Raw genomic sequence first — 17309 nt, 5'->3', positions numbered from 1 at the left:
TTTCCGCATTAAAAAAAGAACCGTGCCCTCTTACCGGGGACACGGTTCTAGCATTTAAAAACGATTATTTTGCGTCAGCGTAAAGCTTGGCAACGTGATCCCAATCAATGACATTGAAGAATGCATTGATGTAATCCGGACGACGGTTTTGGTAGTTCAGGTAATATGCATGCTCCCAAACATCAAGTCCGAGAATTGGCGTTTTACCTTCCATGACTGGTGTATCTTGGTTCGGTGTCGAAACGACAGCAAGTTTGCCACCTTCGACGATGAGCCATGCCCAACCAGATCCAAAGCGTGTTGTAGCTGCTTTAGCGAAAGCATCTTTGAATGCATCGAATGAACCGAATGCTTCATCGATTGCTGAAGCGAGTTCGCCTGATGGTGCAGCACCGTCGTTCTTTTTAAGCAATTTCCAGAAGAATGAGTGGTTCCAATGACCGCCACCGTTGTTGCGAACTGCTGTTTGAATGTCAGCAGGAAGCGCATCAAGGTTTTGAAGCAACTCTTCTAATGATTTCCCTTCGTGTTCCGAGCCTTCGAGCGCCGCGTTGACGTTCGTGACGTAAGCATTATGGTGTTTCGAGTGGTGAATCTCCATCGTACGAGCATCGATATGTGGCTCAAGCGCATCATAAGCGTAGCCGAGTTCTGGTAATTCAAATTTTGACATTTTCATGTCCCCCTTTATCCTATTTTCGGAACTTCAATACCTTTTAAGACTAGCAAAAATGACGGGTATAACGCAAGTAATGACCCTTACATTTTATTGTTCATCGCGTGGTGCGAATACAGAGACACCACCACCCGGAACAGGGAAAACACCAAATCCTTCTTCATCGATGACGACAGGCTCATCTTGGTGATTTGTGTAATCGAACCATTCTTCACCAGCACGATCTTCTCCGACGAACATCCGTTTTTCACACATGTCTGCATTTGACAATAGTACGGCACAACCCGAGTTCGGGAACTCTTCGACTCCGTGACGGACCCAACCGACACAGTGTGGATCATCGAGATAATCTTCTTGTTTCCCGTATGCTTTATGGTAGCGGGCGTACAGCAATGCATCGATCATCTCTTTTTTACCTTCGACTGGATGTGGTCCTTGTACACCGTAATAATCGCCGTAAAAGACACACGGATAACCGTCTTTACGAAGGAGAACGGATGCGTAAGCATGTTGTTTAAACCAATCATCGACCCACGACTCAAGCGATTCGCCTGGTTGCGAATCATGGTTGTCAACGAATGTAACAGCATTCGTCGGATGCGACTCAACAAGTGTATCTGCGAAGAGCATCGTCAAATCAAATTTTTTCCCCTGTTCTGATGCTTCGTGGAACTTATAATGAAGCGGAACATCGAATAAATCAATTGTATAGTCGACGCTATCTAAGAAGTGACGACAATCATCTAAGTCAGATTTCCAAAATTCACCGACCATATAAAAATCTTCTGGATTTTCACCCATCATTGATTTCGCGAATTCATTGACGAATTCGTAATTGATATGCTTGATTGCATCGAGTCGGAATCCTTGGCAATCGAGTGTATCCTTGAACCAGTGCCCCCAGTCGATCATTTCCTTGCGGACTTCAGGATGATTGTAATCGATGTTCGCAAACATCAAGTAATCATAGTTCCCGAATTCGCTATCGACTTGGTTGTTCCAGTCTTTATTTTTTCCGGAAATTTTGAAGACGCCGGTTCTTTCTTCTCGCGCATCAAAATCCGTTCCGTTAAAGAATTCATGATTCCAAACAAAATCAGAATACTTCCCGTCACGTCCTGGGAAAGTAAATTTTGTCCATGCATCGATTTCGAATTCTTCTGAAATTTCTTTCGACCGATCTTCTGGGTTAACTTCGACGACATTAATCGTCTCCAGTTCATCTGCTGCCGCCTTATGGTTCATGACGACATCGGCATAAACAGCGATATCATTTTCATGTGCCACTTGAATTGCTTCAAGTAGTTCGTCTTTCGTCCCGTATTTCGTCCGAACCGTTCCTTTTTGATCGAACTCACCTAAATCATAAACATCGTATATCCCATACCCTGTGTCTTCATCTGATTGCCCCTTAGAAGCTGGTGGAATCCAAACAGATGTGATGCCTGCAGCACGAAGCTCCGGCGCTCTCTCTTTTAAACGTTGCCAATGCTTCCCATCATTTTCTACATGCCACTCGAAAAACTGCATCATTGTATGGTTACGTTCCATCTCTCTTCGCTCTCCCTCAATTACTATAGTATGAATATTATTACAATATCTTTAATATTCCCCAAGCGAACAAAAATAAACGCACACCCCTAAACAGGAGTGTGCGTTTATTAAATGGACCCTGCAGGACTCGAACCTGCGACCGGACGGTTATGAGCCGTCAGCTCTAACCAGCTGAGCTAAGGGTCCTTAAATAAATAGTAGCGGCGGAGGGAGTCGAACCCACGACCTCACGGGTATGAACCGTACGCTCTAGCCAGCTGAGCTACACCGCCATAATGAATTAAAACAACTACAATTAGATTAATGGAAAGCATCTAAAATGTCAATAAATTATTTCACAAAAATAAAGAGAGACTTCTTTACAGAAGTCCCTCCCGCTTATATTCATTTCATTCAAGCCGTTCCCGAACGTTGTTCGAGTACTAAATCTGTAATATTGACGGCGTGATCGCCAATCCGTTCGAGGTTCGATAACAGATCAACAAAAATCATACCCGCTTGACCTGTACACTCCCCGGCATTGACGCGTAAGACGTGGTGTTTACGGAATGAACGCTCGAGTGAATCGAGTTTCCCTTCTAATTCAAGGACTTGGCGTGCTAACGAAACATCATCACGTTCAACTGCTTTGATTGCCGTATCGACGATTTTTTGTGTTAGAACGTACATTTCATCCAACTCTTTTTTCGCTTTTGGCGTAAATTCAATCCGGTTGACGATTTGGAAGTCAACGAGTTCGATTACGTTTTCGACATGATCACCAATCCGTTCGAAGTCATTGACCGCATGCATTAAGAGCGAATGGTCATTCGATTCACGTTCAGAAAGATCGTTCGCCGCCACTTTGACAAGGTAGTTCGTGACTTCCGTGTTCAAATGGTTGATTGCATATTCAATCTGACCAGCGTCAGAAACATCTTTTTTATCATGGGATTGCGTGTAGCGATGTGCTTTACCGAGTGCTTCTTTCGAGAACTCACCCATCCGTAAGACTTCCATTTTTGCTTGGTTAAGCGCAAGTGAAGACGATTGATTCAAGATGTTTTGATCCAAATGACGTGGTTTTGAATCGACTGTCGTGTCTGTTCCCGGAACGACCTTTTTAACAAGCCATGCGATTTGTGCGATGAACCAACATTGAATCAATGTGTTGACGACATTGAACGTACCGTGTGCAAAGGCAATTTGCATTTTCGGTTCAAGATTGAGTACACCTGTGATCCAAGCGATGAACGTCGAGAACAAAGGTAAGGCGACTAAGAAAATAATCGTACCGACGATATTGAAGATGACGTGTGCTGCTGCTGTCCGTTTTGCGGCAATCGATGCACCGAGTGCTGCGAGTACTGCCGTGATCGTTGTTCCGATATTATCCCCGAATAAAATCGGGAGGGCTGCTTTGATATCAATCATGCCACCAGAGTATAGCTCCTGCAAAATACCAATCGTCGCAGAGGACGACTGGACAAGGAACGTAAAGACCGTCCCAACGAACACACCGAGTAACGGATTATCTGACATCGAAATCGTCAGTTCACGGAACCACTCACTTGATTGAAGTGGTTTCATGCCGTCACCCATCAATGTCAAACCATAGAACAAGGCACCGAAACCGAAGAAGATTTGTCCGATGTATTGAATCCGTTCTTTATTGAAGAAGAAGATGAGAAACGCACCAAGCGCGATTGCAGGAAGGGCTGCTTCCTTGACGTTAAAGCCGATGATGAAGGCCGTGATCGTCGTTCCGATATTCGCCCCCATGACGACACCGATTGCTTGACGTAAATTCATCAGACCCGCGCTGACGAGTCCAACGACGATAACGGTCGTACCTGACGATGATTGAATCAAGACCGTGACGACAATACCGGCAAGAATTCCGAGTAACGGGTTCGATGTGTATTTGTCTAAAATGTAACGAAGTCGGTCCCCTGCTGTTTTTTGGAGCCCATCTCCCATATACTTAATACCGAATAGGAAAATACCGAGTCCACCAATAAAAGTGAAAATCATTTCCTGCAAATCATAATTCATCGTTTCATCTCCTCATATCTAAAAAAGTGGGATTGATTTTTTGTTAAGATTTTATTGTTTCAACCTCTCCTATTATGTAAAGGTCCGTTGAACTTGTAAATAGTTTTATCAACATTTGAATGTTAAGGTTTTATTAACCTGTACCAAAACAGAGAAAACCCTTTATTACAAGCGTTCCTACGCTCACTACACCACTGTTATGAAACAGAGAAAAGAGTGTTATCATGATTTTTTTAAGACAATTTATTAATTATTTACAAACCACCTTAGTTCCAAACCGATCTTTTTTAAAGACTCGCCTTGCCGATGTCTCCCTTTATTTTTGTGGATTAGCGTGGATTTCATTTTGGACGACAGTCATCGATAGTATATTTATCATCAAAACGGTTCCATTCATCGTCTGGTTTATGCTCCATTTCATTTTCGTCGCCATCGCGCTTTTACTGTTTCTTCTATTGATGTCGTATTTGAATCGTTGGTTGATTGATTGGATACTCAAAAGACCATGGGCGTACCGGCAAGTTTTTCCGTATACGGTTGCTGCTAACTTATGGAGCTTTCCAGTCGGTGTCCTCTGTTATCAGCTCGGATTCACAGCACTTGGGGTGACGCTCCTATTAGTCGGTCACTTCATTTATTCTTTACTGCCCGTTTTCTCAGCGCGGAAGCGAAAAAAAAATACTCGTCCAAAGTCGTGATTCTGCCTTACTTCTTCGTCTCAGCTCCGTCTACCGGCGGATTGACAGTTGCTTATTTCTATTAAAGAATTGTAAATGTTCGAATTTCGTTCTTGTTTCTCGATTTTTAGGGAATAGTTCGATATGATAGAGAAGGTAAACTTACACAATATGGCGCTATGCCACAAAAGGAGATTTTCGATATGCCGAAAATGGTCCATCGCTCTAAGACTCGTCCCGTTCGTGTTGGGGACCTTGTCATTGGTGGAAATAATGAAGTCATCATTCAAAGTATGACAACAACAAAAACACACGACGTCGAAGCGACTGTCGCTGAAATCTTACGACTTGAAGAAGCCGGATGCCAAATCGTCCGCGTTGCTTGTCCAGAAGAACGTGACGCACTTGCGCTCGCTGAAATCAAAAGCCGAATCAACATTCCGCTTGTCGTCGACATTCATTTCAACTATAAACTTGCGCTCATGGCAATCGAAGCAGGCGTCGACAAAATCCGGATCAACCCGGGTAACATCGGTCGTCGCGAAAAAGTTGAAGCGGTCGTCACAGCTGCAAAAGCTAAAAATATTCCAATCCGGATTGGTGTCAACGCTGGTTCACTCGAGAAACACATTCTTGAGAAATACGGATACCCAACAGCACGTGGTATGGTCGAAAGTGCCTTACACCACATTAAGATTCTTGAAGACCTTGACTTCCATGACATCATTGTTTCGCTTAAAGCATCTGACGTTCAGCTTGCGCTTGAAGCTTATCAGTTAGCATCTGAATCATTTGACTACCCACTTCATGTCGGTATTACAGAGTCAGGTCCTTTACGTACTGGTTCATTAAAATCCGCTGCTGGTCTTGGTGCGATTCTTTCACGCGGTATCGGGAACACGGTCCGTGTCTCACTATCAGCTGATCCGGTCGAAGAAGTGAAAGTCGCAAAAGAAGTCTTGAAATCATTTGGTCTCGCAGCAAACGCAGCAACATTGATTTCTTGCCCAACATGCGGTCGGATTGAAATCGACTTGATGGCGATTGCGGCAGAAATCGAGGATTATATCGATAAGATTCAAGTCAACATCAAAGTTGCTGTACTCGGCTGTGCCGTCAACGGTCCTGGTGAAGCACGTGAAGCGGATATCGGAATTGCCGGAGCACGTAACGAAGGGCTTCTATTCCGCCACGGAGAAATTATCCGTAAAGTACCTGAAGCGACGATGGTCGAAGAATTGAAAAAAGAAATCGATGCAATCGTTCTTGAAAAAGAAGCTGAAAAAGAAGCGGCGAAAGCCAACCAAGTTTAATTGTTGAAGAGCCCTCTTTTTAATTGAAGAGGGTTCTTTTCATATCCGTTTTTCGACTATGTTATACTAATGACAGAAATTTAAGGAACGCAGGTGATCCAATTGAAAATCGGCATCGATATCGATGGGACGATTACGCACCCGTCTTCATGTTTTAACTATATGAACAAGTATTTAGGAACTTCGATTGACTTCGAAATGGCATCCGAATATGAATTGCATACGTATACGGATATGGGACAAATCGAGTTTTGGGAATTCATGGTCAAGTCTGGTCATGAGCTCGGTATTTATCGAGAATCTACGCCTCAGGCATTTGTCCAAAAACATTTATGGGAATTACGTCAACATTTTGATTTGCACTACGTAACGGCACGCTCAGAAATCGTTCGACCGGTTACGGAAGAATGGATTGCGCGCCATGAGTTACCACTCGACTCGCTCATCATGACCGGGTCGCATGACAAGGTTCAAGTTGTACGTGATCTATCACTCGATTTATTCATGGAGGATCGATTAGAGAATGCGTTACAAATTGCGGAAGATACGTCAATTCCAGTTATTTTGTTCGATGCTCCTTACAATCGAAAAGCACTTCCAGAGAACATCATTCGTGTTTCTTCTTGGGATGAAGCCGTTCAAACGATTTATAAATTCGCTCCAATCCGTTAAAAAACAGCCTTATCCGGCTGTTTTTTTTCCATTTTTTATACATAATCCGTCTACGTTATCGTACAATTATCATGAATTCGTTACGTTTTGTCTCGAGTCATCTTCTATTAGCTGAAAGGATTTTTTTATGTTATCGACGTTGAATATTTTTTTCACGAACATATGCATTATATTTTTAATACTATCTGTCACATTTTATTTGATGCGAAATCGACTCCCGATCCAGTATGACTCCAAGCGTTCAACGCGCTTGTATTTTGGTTTAGCAAATGGTTTAACCGGCATTTTACTGATGCATAACTCCATCTCAATCAATGGATCATTGATTGATTTACGACTGCTGCCGCTCGCTCTATCCGCTCTATACGGGGGGCCAGTCAGCATTGTGACGACAGGAATTATTTTACTGCTGTATCGTGTCCTCATCAGTGGGGGTGAATCCGTTAGTGCCTTACAAAATTCTCTAGTGATGCTGACCGGATTTACCGTGCTTATCATCCTCTGTGCTCAACTCATCAAACATAAAGGGCGACTCTTCACTGTAATTGTAACGATAGGCTCTACCTTGGTTCTCTTACGCATGTTGCTCGGCCCTTCACAACCTCATGCATGGCAGACGATTTTTTTGCCGTATTTCTTAATCACAATTGGCGCCTCGATTCTTTTTTATCATCTTTCATATATGTTACAAGGACACTTCGTTCTTTACGCGTACCAGTCCTATTTGGCTTCGACCGATGAACTGACGCGCCTCGCGAACCGTCACGTTATCATGGAAAAAGTACAGGCTCTTGTAGAAGCGAAGGCACCTTGGGGTGTGATCATCTTCGATCTTGACCACTTTAAGTCAGTCAATGATCAATATGGTCATGCTGTCGGAGATGCTGTATTACGTCATTTTTCCGTTTTACTCACACAGGAGTGCCCGGATAGTATCACGGTCGGTCGCTACGGTGGCGAAGAGTTTATCGTCGTCATTCCGAATACATTTACGGTTTCACCGACGCGACTCGCAAGACAACTCGTTCAATCCGTCACCGATACACCGTTCGTCATGCAAGACCACGCCTTGACGATTACTGTTTCCGCCGGTGTCGCCTACGCGAAAAATCAGGCAGCCGGAATCGTTTTTAAACAAGCGGATACCGCGCTCTATGCTGCAAAAGACAACGGCCGTAACCAGGTCATGTTATACGATAAATAAGGAAGCATGGACTTAATCCATCGCTTCCTTATTTTTGCTTTCTAATAAAAGAATGATATCTGTTAGCGAAACTGGTTTTGCAAAAAAGTAACCTTGAAAAAGATGAATCCCAATATCTTTGGCAATTTGAACTTCTTCTCCTGTCTCTACCCCTTCGACGATACACTCGACATTCATCGAACGTGTCAATTGGAAAATCGATTCAAGGATGGACTGGCGTTTTGCTGATTCTTCAATTTGTTCAATGAACTGTTTCGGTATTTTTAATTGGCGCAAAGGTAACAACCGTTCCAATACATGGTAAGAAGCATGACCTGTTCCAAAGTCATCTAACGACACTGGAAAATCAAGTGTTTTTATCCGCCGTAATGCCCGAAGAATCGGCTGGCTCTCAAAATCGAGCGACTGACTTTCCGTAATCTCGATTTTGATTTGTTGCGGTTTAAGCGAATACTTAAGTAGCATCCGTTCAATAAAGGGCATGAACGATTCGTTCGTCAATTGGCGTGGTGACACATTCACTGATACCGTAAAATTCTCTGGCACAAGACCGATCAATCGTTTTCTTGTCTTACAGCCTTCTTCAAAAATCCATTCGCCTAGACGAATGATTAAGTCACTTTTTTCAGCAATCGGGATGAAGACGGATGGTTGATTCGCTTTAGACAACTCCGTTTTCCAGCGAACGAGTGCTTCAAGTCCAACAAAGGTCTGTTGATTCGAATCGTACTGTAGCTGATAGACTAAATAAAAATCTCGATTGACTTCAGCAAGTGATAAGGCGCGCGCAGCTTCGACACGTAATGTTTGTTCACAGCGCCATGTTTGATCGATACACATGACTTTTTTATCATTTTGAACGGATTCTTGTAGCGCAGAATTCACTTGTTGAACTCGTTTCATCCAACTTTTTTGCAACGTATCGCCGTCATCAATTACGATATACAGATTGACATAAATTTGATGGAGGTCTATCTGATAGGGCGCAGACATTTTTTGACTAAGTAACTCCATCTCATCATGACAGGAAACACCTTCAGGTTTTTCCATGACGACAGCAAGCGTCCCTCCTTCAATCCGCACAAGTGCTAAGTAAGGTGGAAGTAATGATTGGAGTCGTTCGATACATTCAAACAAGACACGAGCTTGTATGTCTTCTCCAAAATAGCGTGCCAATTCATAATAATTCTCAAGGTGAATACCGATGAGCAGTAAATGTTGACGGTTAGCATCATCAAAAAAATCTTCTAATCCACGCATATTCAATAATTCTGTTTGCGGATCACGTTTTGCGGCCTCATCAAGTTGATTAGCAAGCGAGTGCAATTGACTTAAATTTCGTATATGTAAATGATTGATGATTAGCGCAATGCAAATTCCAATCGTAACCATCCCGAGCCGTGCGACATGATCTGAAGAGTCGATTTCCACCAGAGTCGTCGTTGTATTGAACATGATAAACAGATTCGTCGCTAGTACGACGACAATCGTATACCACATCACAATCCGGTTGTACGAGATCAAGGCAATCATTAAAAATAAAAAACAACTTGCCCAAGCTGTGACGGCAGCATATGGTAACAAATTAATCGAGATGATCGGCACAATCAGTAACATGATGGAGAGGAGATGCGATTGATATTTTGACGCGATATGACTTCGACTAATGATAAACGTCGTTATCCCGATCACTAAAAGCAGTATGATGATCGTTGATCGATTAAGATACGCATTTTGTAATACATCATCCGTCGTCCCTAAAAAAATCAAAGCTCCTGCTGTCATCATGAACAACGCAAAATTTCCCATCCAGTGTTGTTGTGCGATAGTGGTATCAGTCGTCGTGCTAAGCGGCATACGTCTCCTCCTTTCATTTCCGATTGTCATTGAGGTAGTCATTTTTTTATTCGACATCGCTTGATGATACTCCTGTCTTACGTTATGTGTCAATTTTTTACTTAAAAAGACATGTTCTTCTGTTTTTACACAGCTGAACATGTCTGATTTGATTTAATATCCAAAAAAGCTGGTGATGATGGCGCTTGACTTCACTTGATTTTTATCGCGAATCTGTCCGACATAGATGACGTCCCCTGACAAGATATCGACGACACGGACTTGATAATCATAGTCGTTCATCTTGGAGACGAAATAAAACTGGTTGTCTGCAAATGCTTCGTTAATCGATTCCATCTTTTTCTCCGCCGCTTCAAGCCTGATTGCATCCTTTGTCACTTGCTTCGTTGCAGTGTCATAGACGGTCCATTGCAGTTCGTTTGTTTCTTCATTTTCATTATAAGCGATCAATCGTTCGCCGTTGCCCATCGCAACGAAGGATTGATTCGTTTTATTTAACTTCTCGATTGGTCGGACGTGTTTCCCGTCATCTTCAAGATACGTTTCCTGAATTTCCGAATCGTTATTTTCATCAATGAATTGTTGCACATAGATGACGCGATCCGGCCCGGCCGTTAAGTAGTTTCTGAATTCGTTCTTTTTGATTGCCGGTGAAGCGAGTCGGACCGGCTTGATTTTTTTCTGTTGATAGTCCACTTGCATCAATTGATTGGTCTCGTGATTTTTTCTGTACGCATCGACTTGGATATAAAGTGTCTTATCCATTCGGTTGATGACGCGTACGCTACCTGTCCCGTATCCCGTCTTGACGGTAGACGGAAACGGGAGTGTCATTTCTGTCAGCCGTTTCGTCTGTTTATCCCACATCTTTAATTCCAGTTCCTTTTCGGCCGTACGGATGCCATACAGATAGTCGGCATCTTCACTGAGTGTTTCATCTGCCCGAAAAAAATCCTTGGCGTCTGTTTTTAGAATCGGGTTAAACTCTCTGTTTCCAAGTATTCCTTCAAGATAATTGTCGCCATTTTTTTTGACTGTCCCATCTAACGATACATCGGAATAGACGTTTTTACCTTTCGCTGTCGACTGCAGAATCAGATGCAGTTTCGCAAGCTTCGTCCCCTTTACGTCTCCTTCTATGTGCTTGACGGTGTAATCCGCCGTTTGAATCGTTGCCGTGTAACCATAGTAACTCGTCAAACTCACTAGACAGATAACGAGTAACACCACTAAGTATTGAAAGCGTCGCATCATGTTCCCCCCTTAAACGGATAGTTTGTTTTGGACTAAGCGAATGCTTCTAAAGCCGATATAGAAGAAGCCGATCGATAATAAGACAAGATACAACGTCACGTATTCTACTCTTAACAATAAACCGGACAGTGGACCTTCCATGATATACATCACGAGTCCGAATGGCAGGATTAAAATCATCGCTTCAGCTATCAGCTGGATCATCGCCCGTGATTTTCGGAACGACCGCTCAATCAGGACGATGAAAAACAACAGATTGATGACGGCACAGGACATCATCAATAAGATGAAGACATCCTCGATATTCATCGAATAAAACATTTGCAACAGACTCCCATCTTTAATCAGACCGGTTGGTAATTTATGTGATTCTGGTAACAACCAATCAAACAGACCGTAACTTGCGATAACCGTCAGCCACTGCAAACCGATTAAACTCACCGTCACGAGCAGGACCGTCGTCAGCTTCGCAAAGTAGATTGACACCCGACTGCCCGGTAAAAGTAAGAGTCGATAGATATGTTTTGATTCCCCAATCCATTCACGGTACCAAATTTGCAAGGCGAGTACTAAGATATATGCGACACCAATCATCATGATGTAATCAAAAATCGAGGTCGCTGCCGCAAAAGAAAATTTTCCATACGAATTGACCGCTTCGAGTTCGGAGGCTTGGTTCATCCGCATGAACGTCTCGATGCTTCGTTCGTATAACATCGTCTTGACGACGACTGACAGTAGTTCAAGCACGATTAATGCACCGACTACGATTAAATACAATTTACTGCTCCGTTTGATTTCTTCATTCGTTAACATCAAATACTTTTTCATCGCTGATACACCTCCCGCATCCGGTCTTGGACGGATTTCCCGTGAATTTCCCGCATTTCTTCCGTATCGTGTTCATCAATGATTTGTCCGTCCTGTAAAAAAATCACACGGTCAATCAAATGCTCGACTTCGACGATTTCATGCGTCGTCATCAAGATGCCGCGCCCTTCCATATAATGACTCGAAAAAATCCAGGCAATCTGTTCTTTCGTAAACAAATCAATCCCGGCAAACGGTTCGTCCAGCAACAGATACGGCCGATCGAGGGCAAAACCGAGTAATAAATTGACCTTTGCCTGATTTCCTTTTGAGAGCTCATTAATTTTATCCGTCGACAGCAGTTTGAACGTCGCCATCAATTCATCTGCCGTCTGCTCGTTCCAGTCCGGATAATAATCGTTCATGTATGTAAGCGCATCCCCGATGGTCATATAGCTCGGCATCGTCTGGACGTCCGGCACAAAAGCGATTTTTTCGCGCGACGTCGTCCCGTCGACGATGATACTGCCGGCGTCCATCGGAATCAGACCGACGATGCCTTTAAGAATCGTCGATTTCCCTTCCCCGTTTAAACCGATTAAACACGTTAACGTATCCGGTTTGACAGAAAACGATACACCGTTCAAAACGGGACGTTTTCGTCCAAAGCGTTTTTTTAGACCATGTACCTCAAGCATCGATTTTCCCCCGTTCTTTCGTTTCGTATAGGTGTTCGATTTTCATGACGACTTCATCAAGCGGGACTTGAATCGCCTGGATTGAATGCACAAACTGTTCGACTGCTTCATTTAACAATTCCGCCCGGACCTTCGAGACAACTTCCGGATCCATCGTAATTTTACTCGGGACATTTCGTTCAGTCGTAATCAAGTGTTGTTCCTCCATTTCCTTATATGCTTTTTGAGCGGTGTTCGGATTGATTCCTAGTTGAGCAGCGATTTCGCGTCGTGAAGGAATCTCCTGACCACGTTTCAACTCTTCCGTCGCGATTCGTTCTTTAAACCACCGGATGACTTGTAGGTAGACAGGACTCCGTTGATCGAATTGCATCGGCATGTTGCCACCTCCATCGTTATACTGTATTAAAACACTAATACACCTTATGACTGTATGATACTTGTAATACAGTCACGGGTCAATAAAAAAAATCACTTCTTTTTCGAAGTGATTTTAGGGTGTAAACAAACTTGAGGAGTCGGATGGGTATGAAGGCATGTCGCGCTTCCCTGTCTTGACTCGTATTCAAAGCGGCAACATTCCGCTTTGGAATCGATTCAGACGCTACGCGCTCTAAATCTTTGCATGACTTGTCTTTCACTGCGTCACAGTTTGAAAGGCTTCGTTTTCGTTGACTCCTATGGGAAAAGTACGTTTTTGTCCACCTCGCTCGAGGAACGCAACGAAAAAGATAGACGCTTTTATCTCCCGCTATTACTTTGTCTACGCTAAGAAAAGGTTAGGTTCGTCGTGCCAATTCATCAATCAAATCCGTCGCAACGATACTACTTGGATGGATGCGTTGTTCGATCCGCTTAGAAGCCCGTGCATACCAAGCGACTCCCATGGCGATTAAATGCTCAACCGATCCTTGATCGTGGTAGTCACGTTGGGCGAGCAGACTGGTTATCAAGCCAAATAGCGTATCGCCGCTGCCGCCTTTTGCAAGTCCACTCGATGCCCCGGAAATGACGTATCCTCCCCCGTCCGGTTTAGCGACCAAAATGACATGCGATTTCAAAACAACCGTCACTTGATGGAGCATCGCATAGTCCGACGCTGCTCCAAATAAATCATCTTGAATGTCTGCGACCGCTTTGTTCGTCATTCGGGCAAACTCACCGATATGTGGGGTTACAACGATTGGGGCTCGCCGTTCTGGATAATCTTCGCGAATCAGTGCCGCCGCATCGAGGACAACGGGAATATCTTTAGTAAAAGCCAGTTCAATCCAGTCCGCTACTTTATCCGAAGTCAGTCCCGGTCCGATTCCGACAGCCGTCACTTGATCAAGCATCGCTTGAATCGTTTCCGTCGTCTGATTGAGCACCATCGCTTCCGGCGCGTTGATTAATAATCCAATTTTTGCTGAATCGACTGTTGCGACCTGTAACTTTCCGACACCGGTTCGTAAAGCCGCCCGCGCCGCGAGTTGAATCGAACCCGGCATCGTCTCGCTTCCGCCAATCAAAAGTGCCGTGCCATAGGTCCCTTTATGTCCATCGTGTTGCCGTTCAAACAAACTGTCGATCGGTTCCTCGAACAGTTCCCATTCCGCTGCGTTCGGTAATCCGATATCGACGAGCTCGACATCTCCATAAAACGGTGCGGTCTTCAGTAAAAAGGCGGACCGTTTATAGGCGTGGAGGCAAAACGTCTGCATCGCTTGAACCGCTTCCAAAGAAAAATCGGTTGCCGCATCAGACGGTACTCCGCTTGGTACATCGATCGCATAAACGATTGCTCCTTGCTGACGCTGTTCTTTCACCAAGTCAAAGGTTTTTTCCGTCACCTCATTGATTCGTTTCGGATCAAACCCTGTTCCGAAGAGCGCATCGATAATTACATCATATTGTCCACAAGGTGGCTCTGCGACGACACCAAATTTTTCAGCATACGTTTCATGGAGCCGTGCCGTCTCCGTCTTGGTTGGACCAAGCGGAGCTTGGACCGTCACGTCATAGTCGTCTCGAATCAGCTCACGGGCGATGACGTATCCATCCCCTCCATTGTTGCCTGTCCCACAAATGATTAAAATTCTGTCCGTCTTGGTATGCCGTTGCTTCATCTCGGCCGCGACATGTTGCCCGGCCCGTTCCATCAGCACTTCGACCGGCAACCCCGACGTCCGTGCCCATTCATCAATTTGTCTTGCTTCATTTGCATCATAGATCATTCCAATCACCTCTGTTCGTCCTATTCCCGTTTTCCACCGAACTATGCAACAAAGGCAGTCGATCCTGAAACCAAAAAAGGGATTGCCCACTTAAGTATGGCAATCCCTTTTTCTTGATTGTTTTGTTCAAAATCAACTTGTTCCCCTTCATCCTCATATGATCCTCTAGAAGAAGTTATTCTGAGTCAGACAGATTGGCAATCGGCACACCGACCATAGATTTCAAACTTATGATCTTCGACCTCAAAACCAGACGCTTTGATTGGTGACATTAATTCCATCGGGCACACGTTCAGCGTTTGCGTCTTTCCACAAGCGCGACAAATTAAATGATGATGATGTTGTCCCGACTGACAAGCAGCACGATATTTCATTTCACCGTCGAGTTCCGTCGTTTCTAAAATATTGATTTCCGCAAAGTCGTTTAAGTTACGGTAAATCGTATCGTAACTTAGCGACGGATGAGAGGTCCGTAATTCTTCCGCGATTTCTCGAGCACTGACATACCGGTTCGCTTCAAAGAGATACGCCAGTAAATCAAGCCGCTTCGGCGTTGCTTTAAATCCGGAAGCTTTCATTTGTTCACGCGCTTGTTCGATCTGTTTCTGCATGCGTTTTTCCTCCAATCCAAAACCGTTCCACTAACATCACGATGATGAGTTCAGCAACAGCAAGCATGACAATCATTCCGCCAGGTGCTAAATCGAATTGATAGGCAAGAATCAACCCGGCGACCGTCGCGACTTCACCAAAGATGATCGCAAACAAAATCGTCGTCTTGAAACTTTTTGCAAAACGAAGCGCCGCTGCGACGGGTAATGTGATTAAACTAGAGACGAGTAAAATGCCGACGACGCGCATACTGATTGCAATGACGAGCGCTACGACAATCATAAATAAGATATGCACAAGACGTAAACGAATACCCGAGACACGCGCCTGTTCTTCATCAAAGGATAAAAAAAGTAATTCCTTATAAAAAGCGATGACGAACAAGATAACGATTCCCGTCACGATTAAAATGGTATAGACATCCGTCAATGTGACAGCCGAGACCGTTCCGAACAAAAAGGACACTAAGTCCATTGAAAATCCATTCGCCAAGCTGATAAAAATTGCCCCAAGTCCCATCCCGGTCGCCATGATGATCGGAATCGCAAGTTCTTGAAAATGTTTATATTTCGCGCGCAACCAGTCAATCGTCAACGCCGCGATGACGGCCGTCACAATCCCTAAGTAAAGAGGGTTCAAACCGGATAAACTTGCGACCATTCCTGAAATCAACAGACTGAGTGCAATTCCAGCAAGTGTGACGTGAGACAAGGCATCGGCGATGAGACTCATCCGGCGTACGACGACGAACGACCCAATCAACGGGGCCGTAAACCCAATCAAGACTGCTGCGACGAGTGCGTACTGTAAAAATTTTAATGTCATAAAGGCTTCAATCACTGGACGCCCTCCCCTTCATGGATAAGCACGCGTCCCGGTACCGGGTAAAGCGAACGAATCGTCTGCTCATCAAGTTCCCAGTATTCCTTAATACCACAGTTGCAACCAAGACGTCCGTCCACGAGATGAATGACGTCCGTGACGAGCTTACTGACAAAATGAATATCATGGGTGACGAGGACAAACGTCCGCTTCTTATCACGTCGTAGTTCTTCTAAAATTTCATAAAATTCTTTGACATACCGCTGGTCGACACCGACTGTCGGTTCATCGAGAATCATCAAGTCCGGATCATTGACGAGTGCACGCGCGATAAAGACGCGTTGTTGTTGTCCCCCCGATAAATCACCGACCTTCGAGTCGCGCCGCTCCCACATGCCGACTGTCTCAAGCGCCGTTTTCACTTTTTCACGATCTTGTTTCGTTACACGGCGAAATAACCCTTTTTTCGCGTACAGCCCCATTTCGACGACTTCAGCGACCGTCACAGGAAAACCGGAGTTAAACGAAGCCGCCTTTTGCGAGACATAACTGATCCGCCACCAGTCATTGAAATTCGACTGATTTTGTCCGAACAGGCGAATCGATCCTTTCGGGTTCAACAGCCCAAGCATACATTTAATTAACGTCGACTTCCCGGATCCATTTTCGCCAACAATGGCGAGAAATTGTCCTTGCTCAACTGTGAATGACACATTGTTCAATACACGGCGATCCGGGTAATCGTACGTTACTTGATTAATCTCAATAATCGGTTCATTCATTTGTCTTCACTCCTTCCGTTTTTTAAAACGGAATAATTACGTCTTATCAACTTTTCCATTATAGCCCCGCTCCCTGACTGACGCAACTGATGTAACTTTTTTAAACGTTATCGTTTTTTCAGTTAGTC

General features: G+C 44.2%; 16 protein-coding genes and 2 tRNA genes. 4 read left to right on the top strand and 14 right to left on the bottom strand.

The genetic code is table 11. The features are described 5' to 3' along the window. Positions 1-64: 64 nt before the first annotated feature. The 5 genes from A0126_RS04345 to A0126_RS04325 form a co-directional block, all read right to left on the bottom strand. The gene (locus tag A0126_RS04345; RefSeq protein ID WP_088836581.1) at positions 65-673 is read right to left on the bottom strand and encodes a superoxide dismutase; all 609 of its coding nucleotides are present in this window, start codon (positions 671-673) and stop codon (positions 65-67) included. Positions 674-766: 93 nt separating this feature from the next. After that, the gene (locus tag A0126_RS04340) at positions 767-2227 is read right to left on the bottom strand and encodes an alpha-amylase (RefSeq protein WP_088836580.1); all 1461 of its coding nucleotides are present in this window, start codon (positions 2225-2227) and stop codon (positions 767-769) included. 115 nt (positions 2228-2342) lie between these two features. Further along, a tRNA-Ile gene (locus A0126_RS04335) sits at positions 2343-2416 on the bottom strand. Positions 2417-2428: 12 nt separating this feature from the next. Continuing rightward, positions 2429-2502 (bottom strand) — tRNA-Met (locus tag A0126_RS04330). 121 nt (positions 2503-2623) lie between these two features. Then, positions 2624-4264: a Na/Pi cotransporter family protein gene (locus tag A0126_RS04325; protein ID WP_088836579.1), complete on the bottom strand. Its 1641-nt coding sequence runs from the start codon at positions 4262-4264 to the stop codon at positions 2624-2626. 224 nt (positions 4265-4488) lie between these two features. On the opposite strand from A0126_RS04325, the gene A0126_RS04320 reads away from it, so the two are divergent. The 4 genes from A0126_RS04320 to A0126_RS04305 all read left to right on the top strand — a co-directional run bounded on the left by A0126_RS04320 (position 4489) and on the right by A0126_RS04305 (position 8130). After that, the gene (locus A0126_RS04320) at positions 4489-4962 is read left to right on the top strand and encodes a hypothetical protein (RefSeq protein ID WP_088836578.1); all 474 of its coding nucleotides are present in this window, start codon (positions 4489-4491) and stop codon (positions 4960-4962) included. Between the two features lie 182 nt (positions 4963-5144). Beyond that, complete coding sequence (gene ispG / locus A0126_RS04315) at positions 5145-6254, top strand: flavodoxin-dependent (E)-4-hydroxy-3-methylbut-2-enyl-diphosphate synthase (RefSeq protein WP_029332972.1); 1110 nt, start codon at positions 5145-5147, stop codon at positions 6252-6254. A 93-nt stretch (positions 6255-6347) separates the two neighbouring features. Further along, positions 6348-6926: a 5' nucleotidase, NT5C type gene (locus A0126_RS04310; protein WP_235195212.1), complete on the top strand. Its 579-nt coding sequence runs from the start codon at positions 6348-6350 to the stop codon at positions 6924-6926. A gap of 127 nt (positions 6927-7053) precedes the next feature. Beyond that, positions 7054-8130, top strand: coding sequence for a GGDEF domain-containing protein (locus tag A0126_RS04305; RefSeq protein WP_088836577.1), 1077 nt, complete (start codon positions 7054-7056; stop codon positions 8128-8130). 12 nt (positions 8131-8142) lie between these two features. Here A0126_RS04305 and A0126_RS04300 read toward each other — a convergent pair whose 3' ends face one another. The 9 genes from A0126_RS04300 to A0126_RS04260 all read right to left on the bottom strand — a co-directional run bounded on the left by A0126_RS04300 (position 8143) and on the right by A0126_RS04260 (position 17181). After that, a complete protein-coding gene (locus A0126_RS04300; RefSeq protein ID WP_162288267.1) occupies positions 8143-9987 on the bottom strand; it encodes an EAL domain-containing protein in 1845 nt (614 codons plus the stop codon). Between the two features lie 153 nt (positions 9988-10140). Then, entirely contained in the window at positions 10141-11238 is a 1098-nt protein-coding gene (locus A0126_RS04295) for a hypothetical protein (RefSeq protein WP_088836575.1), read from the bottom strand. 12 nt (positions 11239-11250) lie between these two features. Further along, positions 11251-12072 carry a hypothetical protein gene (locus A0126_RS04290; RefSeq protein ID WP_088836574.1) on the bottom strand — a complete coding sequence of 274 codons (822 nt, stop codon included), beginning with the start codon at positions 12070-12072 and terminating at the stop codon, positions 11251-11253. Further along, positions 12069-12749, bottom strand: coding sequence for an ATP-binding cassette domain-containing protein (locus A0126_RS04285; RefSeq protein ID WP_088836573.1), 681 nt, complete (start codon positions 12747-12749; stop codon positions 12069-12071). Before A0126_RS04285 ends, A0126_RS04290 begins: the two co-directional genes overlap by 4 nt. Continuing rightward, positions 12742-13128 carry a GntR family transcriptional regulator gene (locus A0126_RS04280; protein ID WP_088836572.1) on the bottom strand — a complete coding sequence of 129 codons (387 nt, stop codon included), beginning with the start codon at positions 13126-13128 and terminating at the stop codon, positions 12742-12744. The genes A0126_RS04285 and A0126_RS04280 overlap by 8 nt, the downstream gene beginning before the upstream one ends. A gap of 400 nt (positions 13129-13528) precedes the next feature. Then, positions 13529-14965: an NAD(P)H-hydrate dehydratase gene (locus tag A0126_RS04275; RefSeq protein WP_088838441.1), complete on the bottom strand. Its 1437-nt coding sequence runs from the start codon at positions 14963-14965 to the stop codon at positions 13529-13531. Positions 14966-15150: 185 nt separating this feature from the next. Further along, a complete protein-coding gene (locus tag A0126_RS04270) occupies positions 15151-15576 on the bottom strand; it encodes a Fur family transcriptional regulator (protein WP_029332963.1) in 426 nt (141 codons plus the stop codon). Continuing rightward, positions 15548-16417: a metal ABC transporter permease gene (locus tag A0126_RS04265; protein ID WP_029332962.1), complete on the bottom strand. Its 870-nt coding sequence runs from the start codon at positions 16415-16417 to the stop codon at positions 15548-15550. Before A0126_RS04265 ends, A0126_RS04270 begins: the two co-directional genes overlap by 29 nt. Continuing rightward, positions 16414-17181, bottom strand: coding sequence for a metal ABC transporter ATP-binding protein (locus tag A0126_RS04260; protein WP_088836571.1), 768 nt, complete (start codon positions 17179-17181; stop codon positions 16414-16416). The genes A0126_RS04265 and A0126_RS04260 overlap by 4 nt, the downstream gene beginning before the upstream one ends. Positions 17182-17309 lie beyond the last annotated feature (128 nt).

The organism is Exiguobacterium sp. N4-1P (assembly GCF_002214325.1).
This window is presented reverse-complemented; position numbering and strand designations above follow the sequence as displayed.

Bases quoted from the DNA above. Each gene is read 5' to 3' on its own strand.
- ispG (WP_029332972.1), top strand. From the start codon at position 5,145: ATGCCGAAAATGGTCCATCGCTCTAAGACTCGTCCCGTTCGTGTTGGG.
- A0126_RS04320 (WP_088836578.1), top strand. From the start codon at position 4,489: ATGATTTTTTTAAGACAATTTATTAATTATTTACAAACCACCTTAGTT.
- A0126_RS04295 (WP_088836575.1), bottom strand. From the start codon at position 11,238: ATGCGACGCTTTCAATACTTAGTGGTGTTACTCGTTATCTGTCTAGTG.
- A0126_RS04305 (WP_088836577.1), top strand. From the start codon at position 7,054: ATGTTATCGACGTTGAATATTTTTTTCACGAACATATGCATTATATTT.
- A0126_RS04275 (WP_088838441.1), bottom strand. From the start codon at position 14,965: ATGATCTATGATGCAAATGAAGCAAGACAAATTGATGAATGGGCACGG.
- A0126_RS04300 (WP_162288267.1), bottom strand. From the start codon at position 9,987: ATGCCGCTTAGCACGACGACTGATACCACTATCGCACAACAACACTGG.
- A0126_RS04345 (WP_088836581.1), bottom strand. From the start codon at position 673: ATGTCAAAATTTGAATTACCAGAACTCGGCTACGCTTATGATGCGCTT.
- A0126_RS04270 (WP_029332963.1), bottom strand. From the start codon at position 15,576: ATGCAGAAACAGATCGAACAAGCGCGTGAACAAATGAAAGCTTCCGGA.
- A0126_RS04290 (WP_088836574.1), bottom strand. From the start codon at position 12,072: ATGAAAAAGTATTTGATGTTAACGAATGAAGAAATCAAACGGAGCAGT.
- A0126_RS04340 (WP_088836580.1), bottom strand. From the start codon at position 2,227: ATGGAACGTAACCATACAATGATGCAGTTTTTCGAGTGGCATGTAGAA.
- A0126_RS04285 (WP_088836573.1), bottom strand. From the start codon at position 12,749: ATGCTTGAGGTACATGGTCTAAAAAAACGCTTTGGACGAAAACGTCCC.
- A0126_RS04260 (WP_088836571.1), bottom strand. From the start codon at position 17,181: ATGAATGAACCGATTATTGAGATTAATCAAGTAACGTACGATTACCCG.
- A0126_RS04325 (WP_088836579.1), bottom strand. From the start codon at position 4,264: ATGAATTATGATTTGCAGGAAATGATTTTCACTTTTATTGGTGGACTC.
- A0126_RS04280 (WP_088836572.1), bottom strand. From the start codon at position 13,128: ATGCCGATGCAATTCGATCAACGGAGTCCTGTCTACCTACAAGTCATC.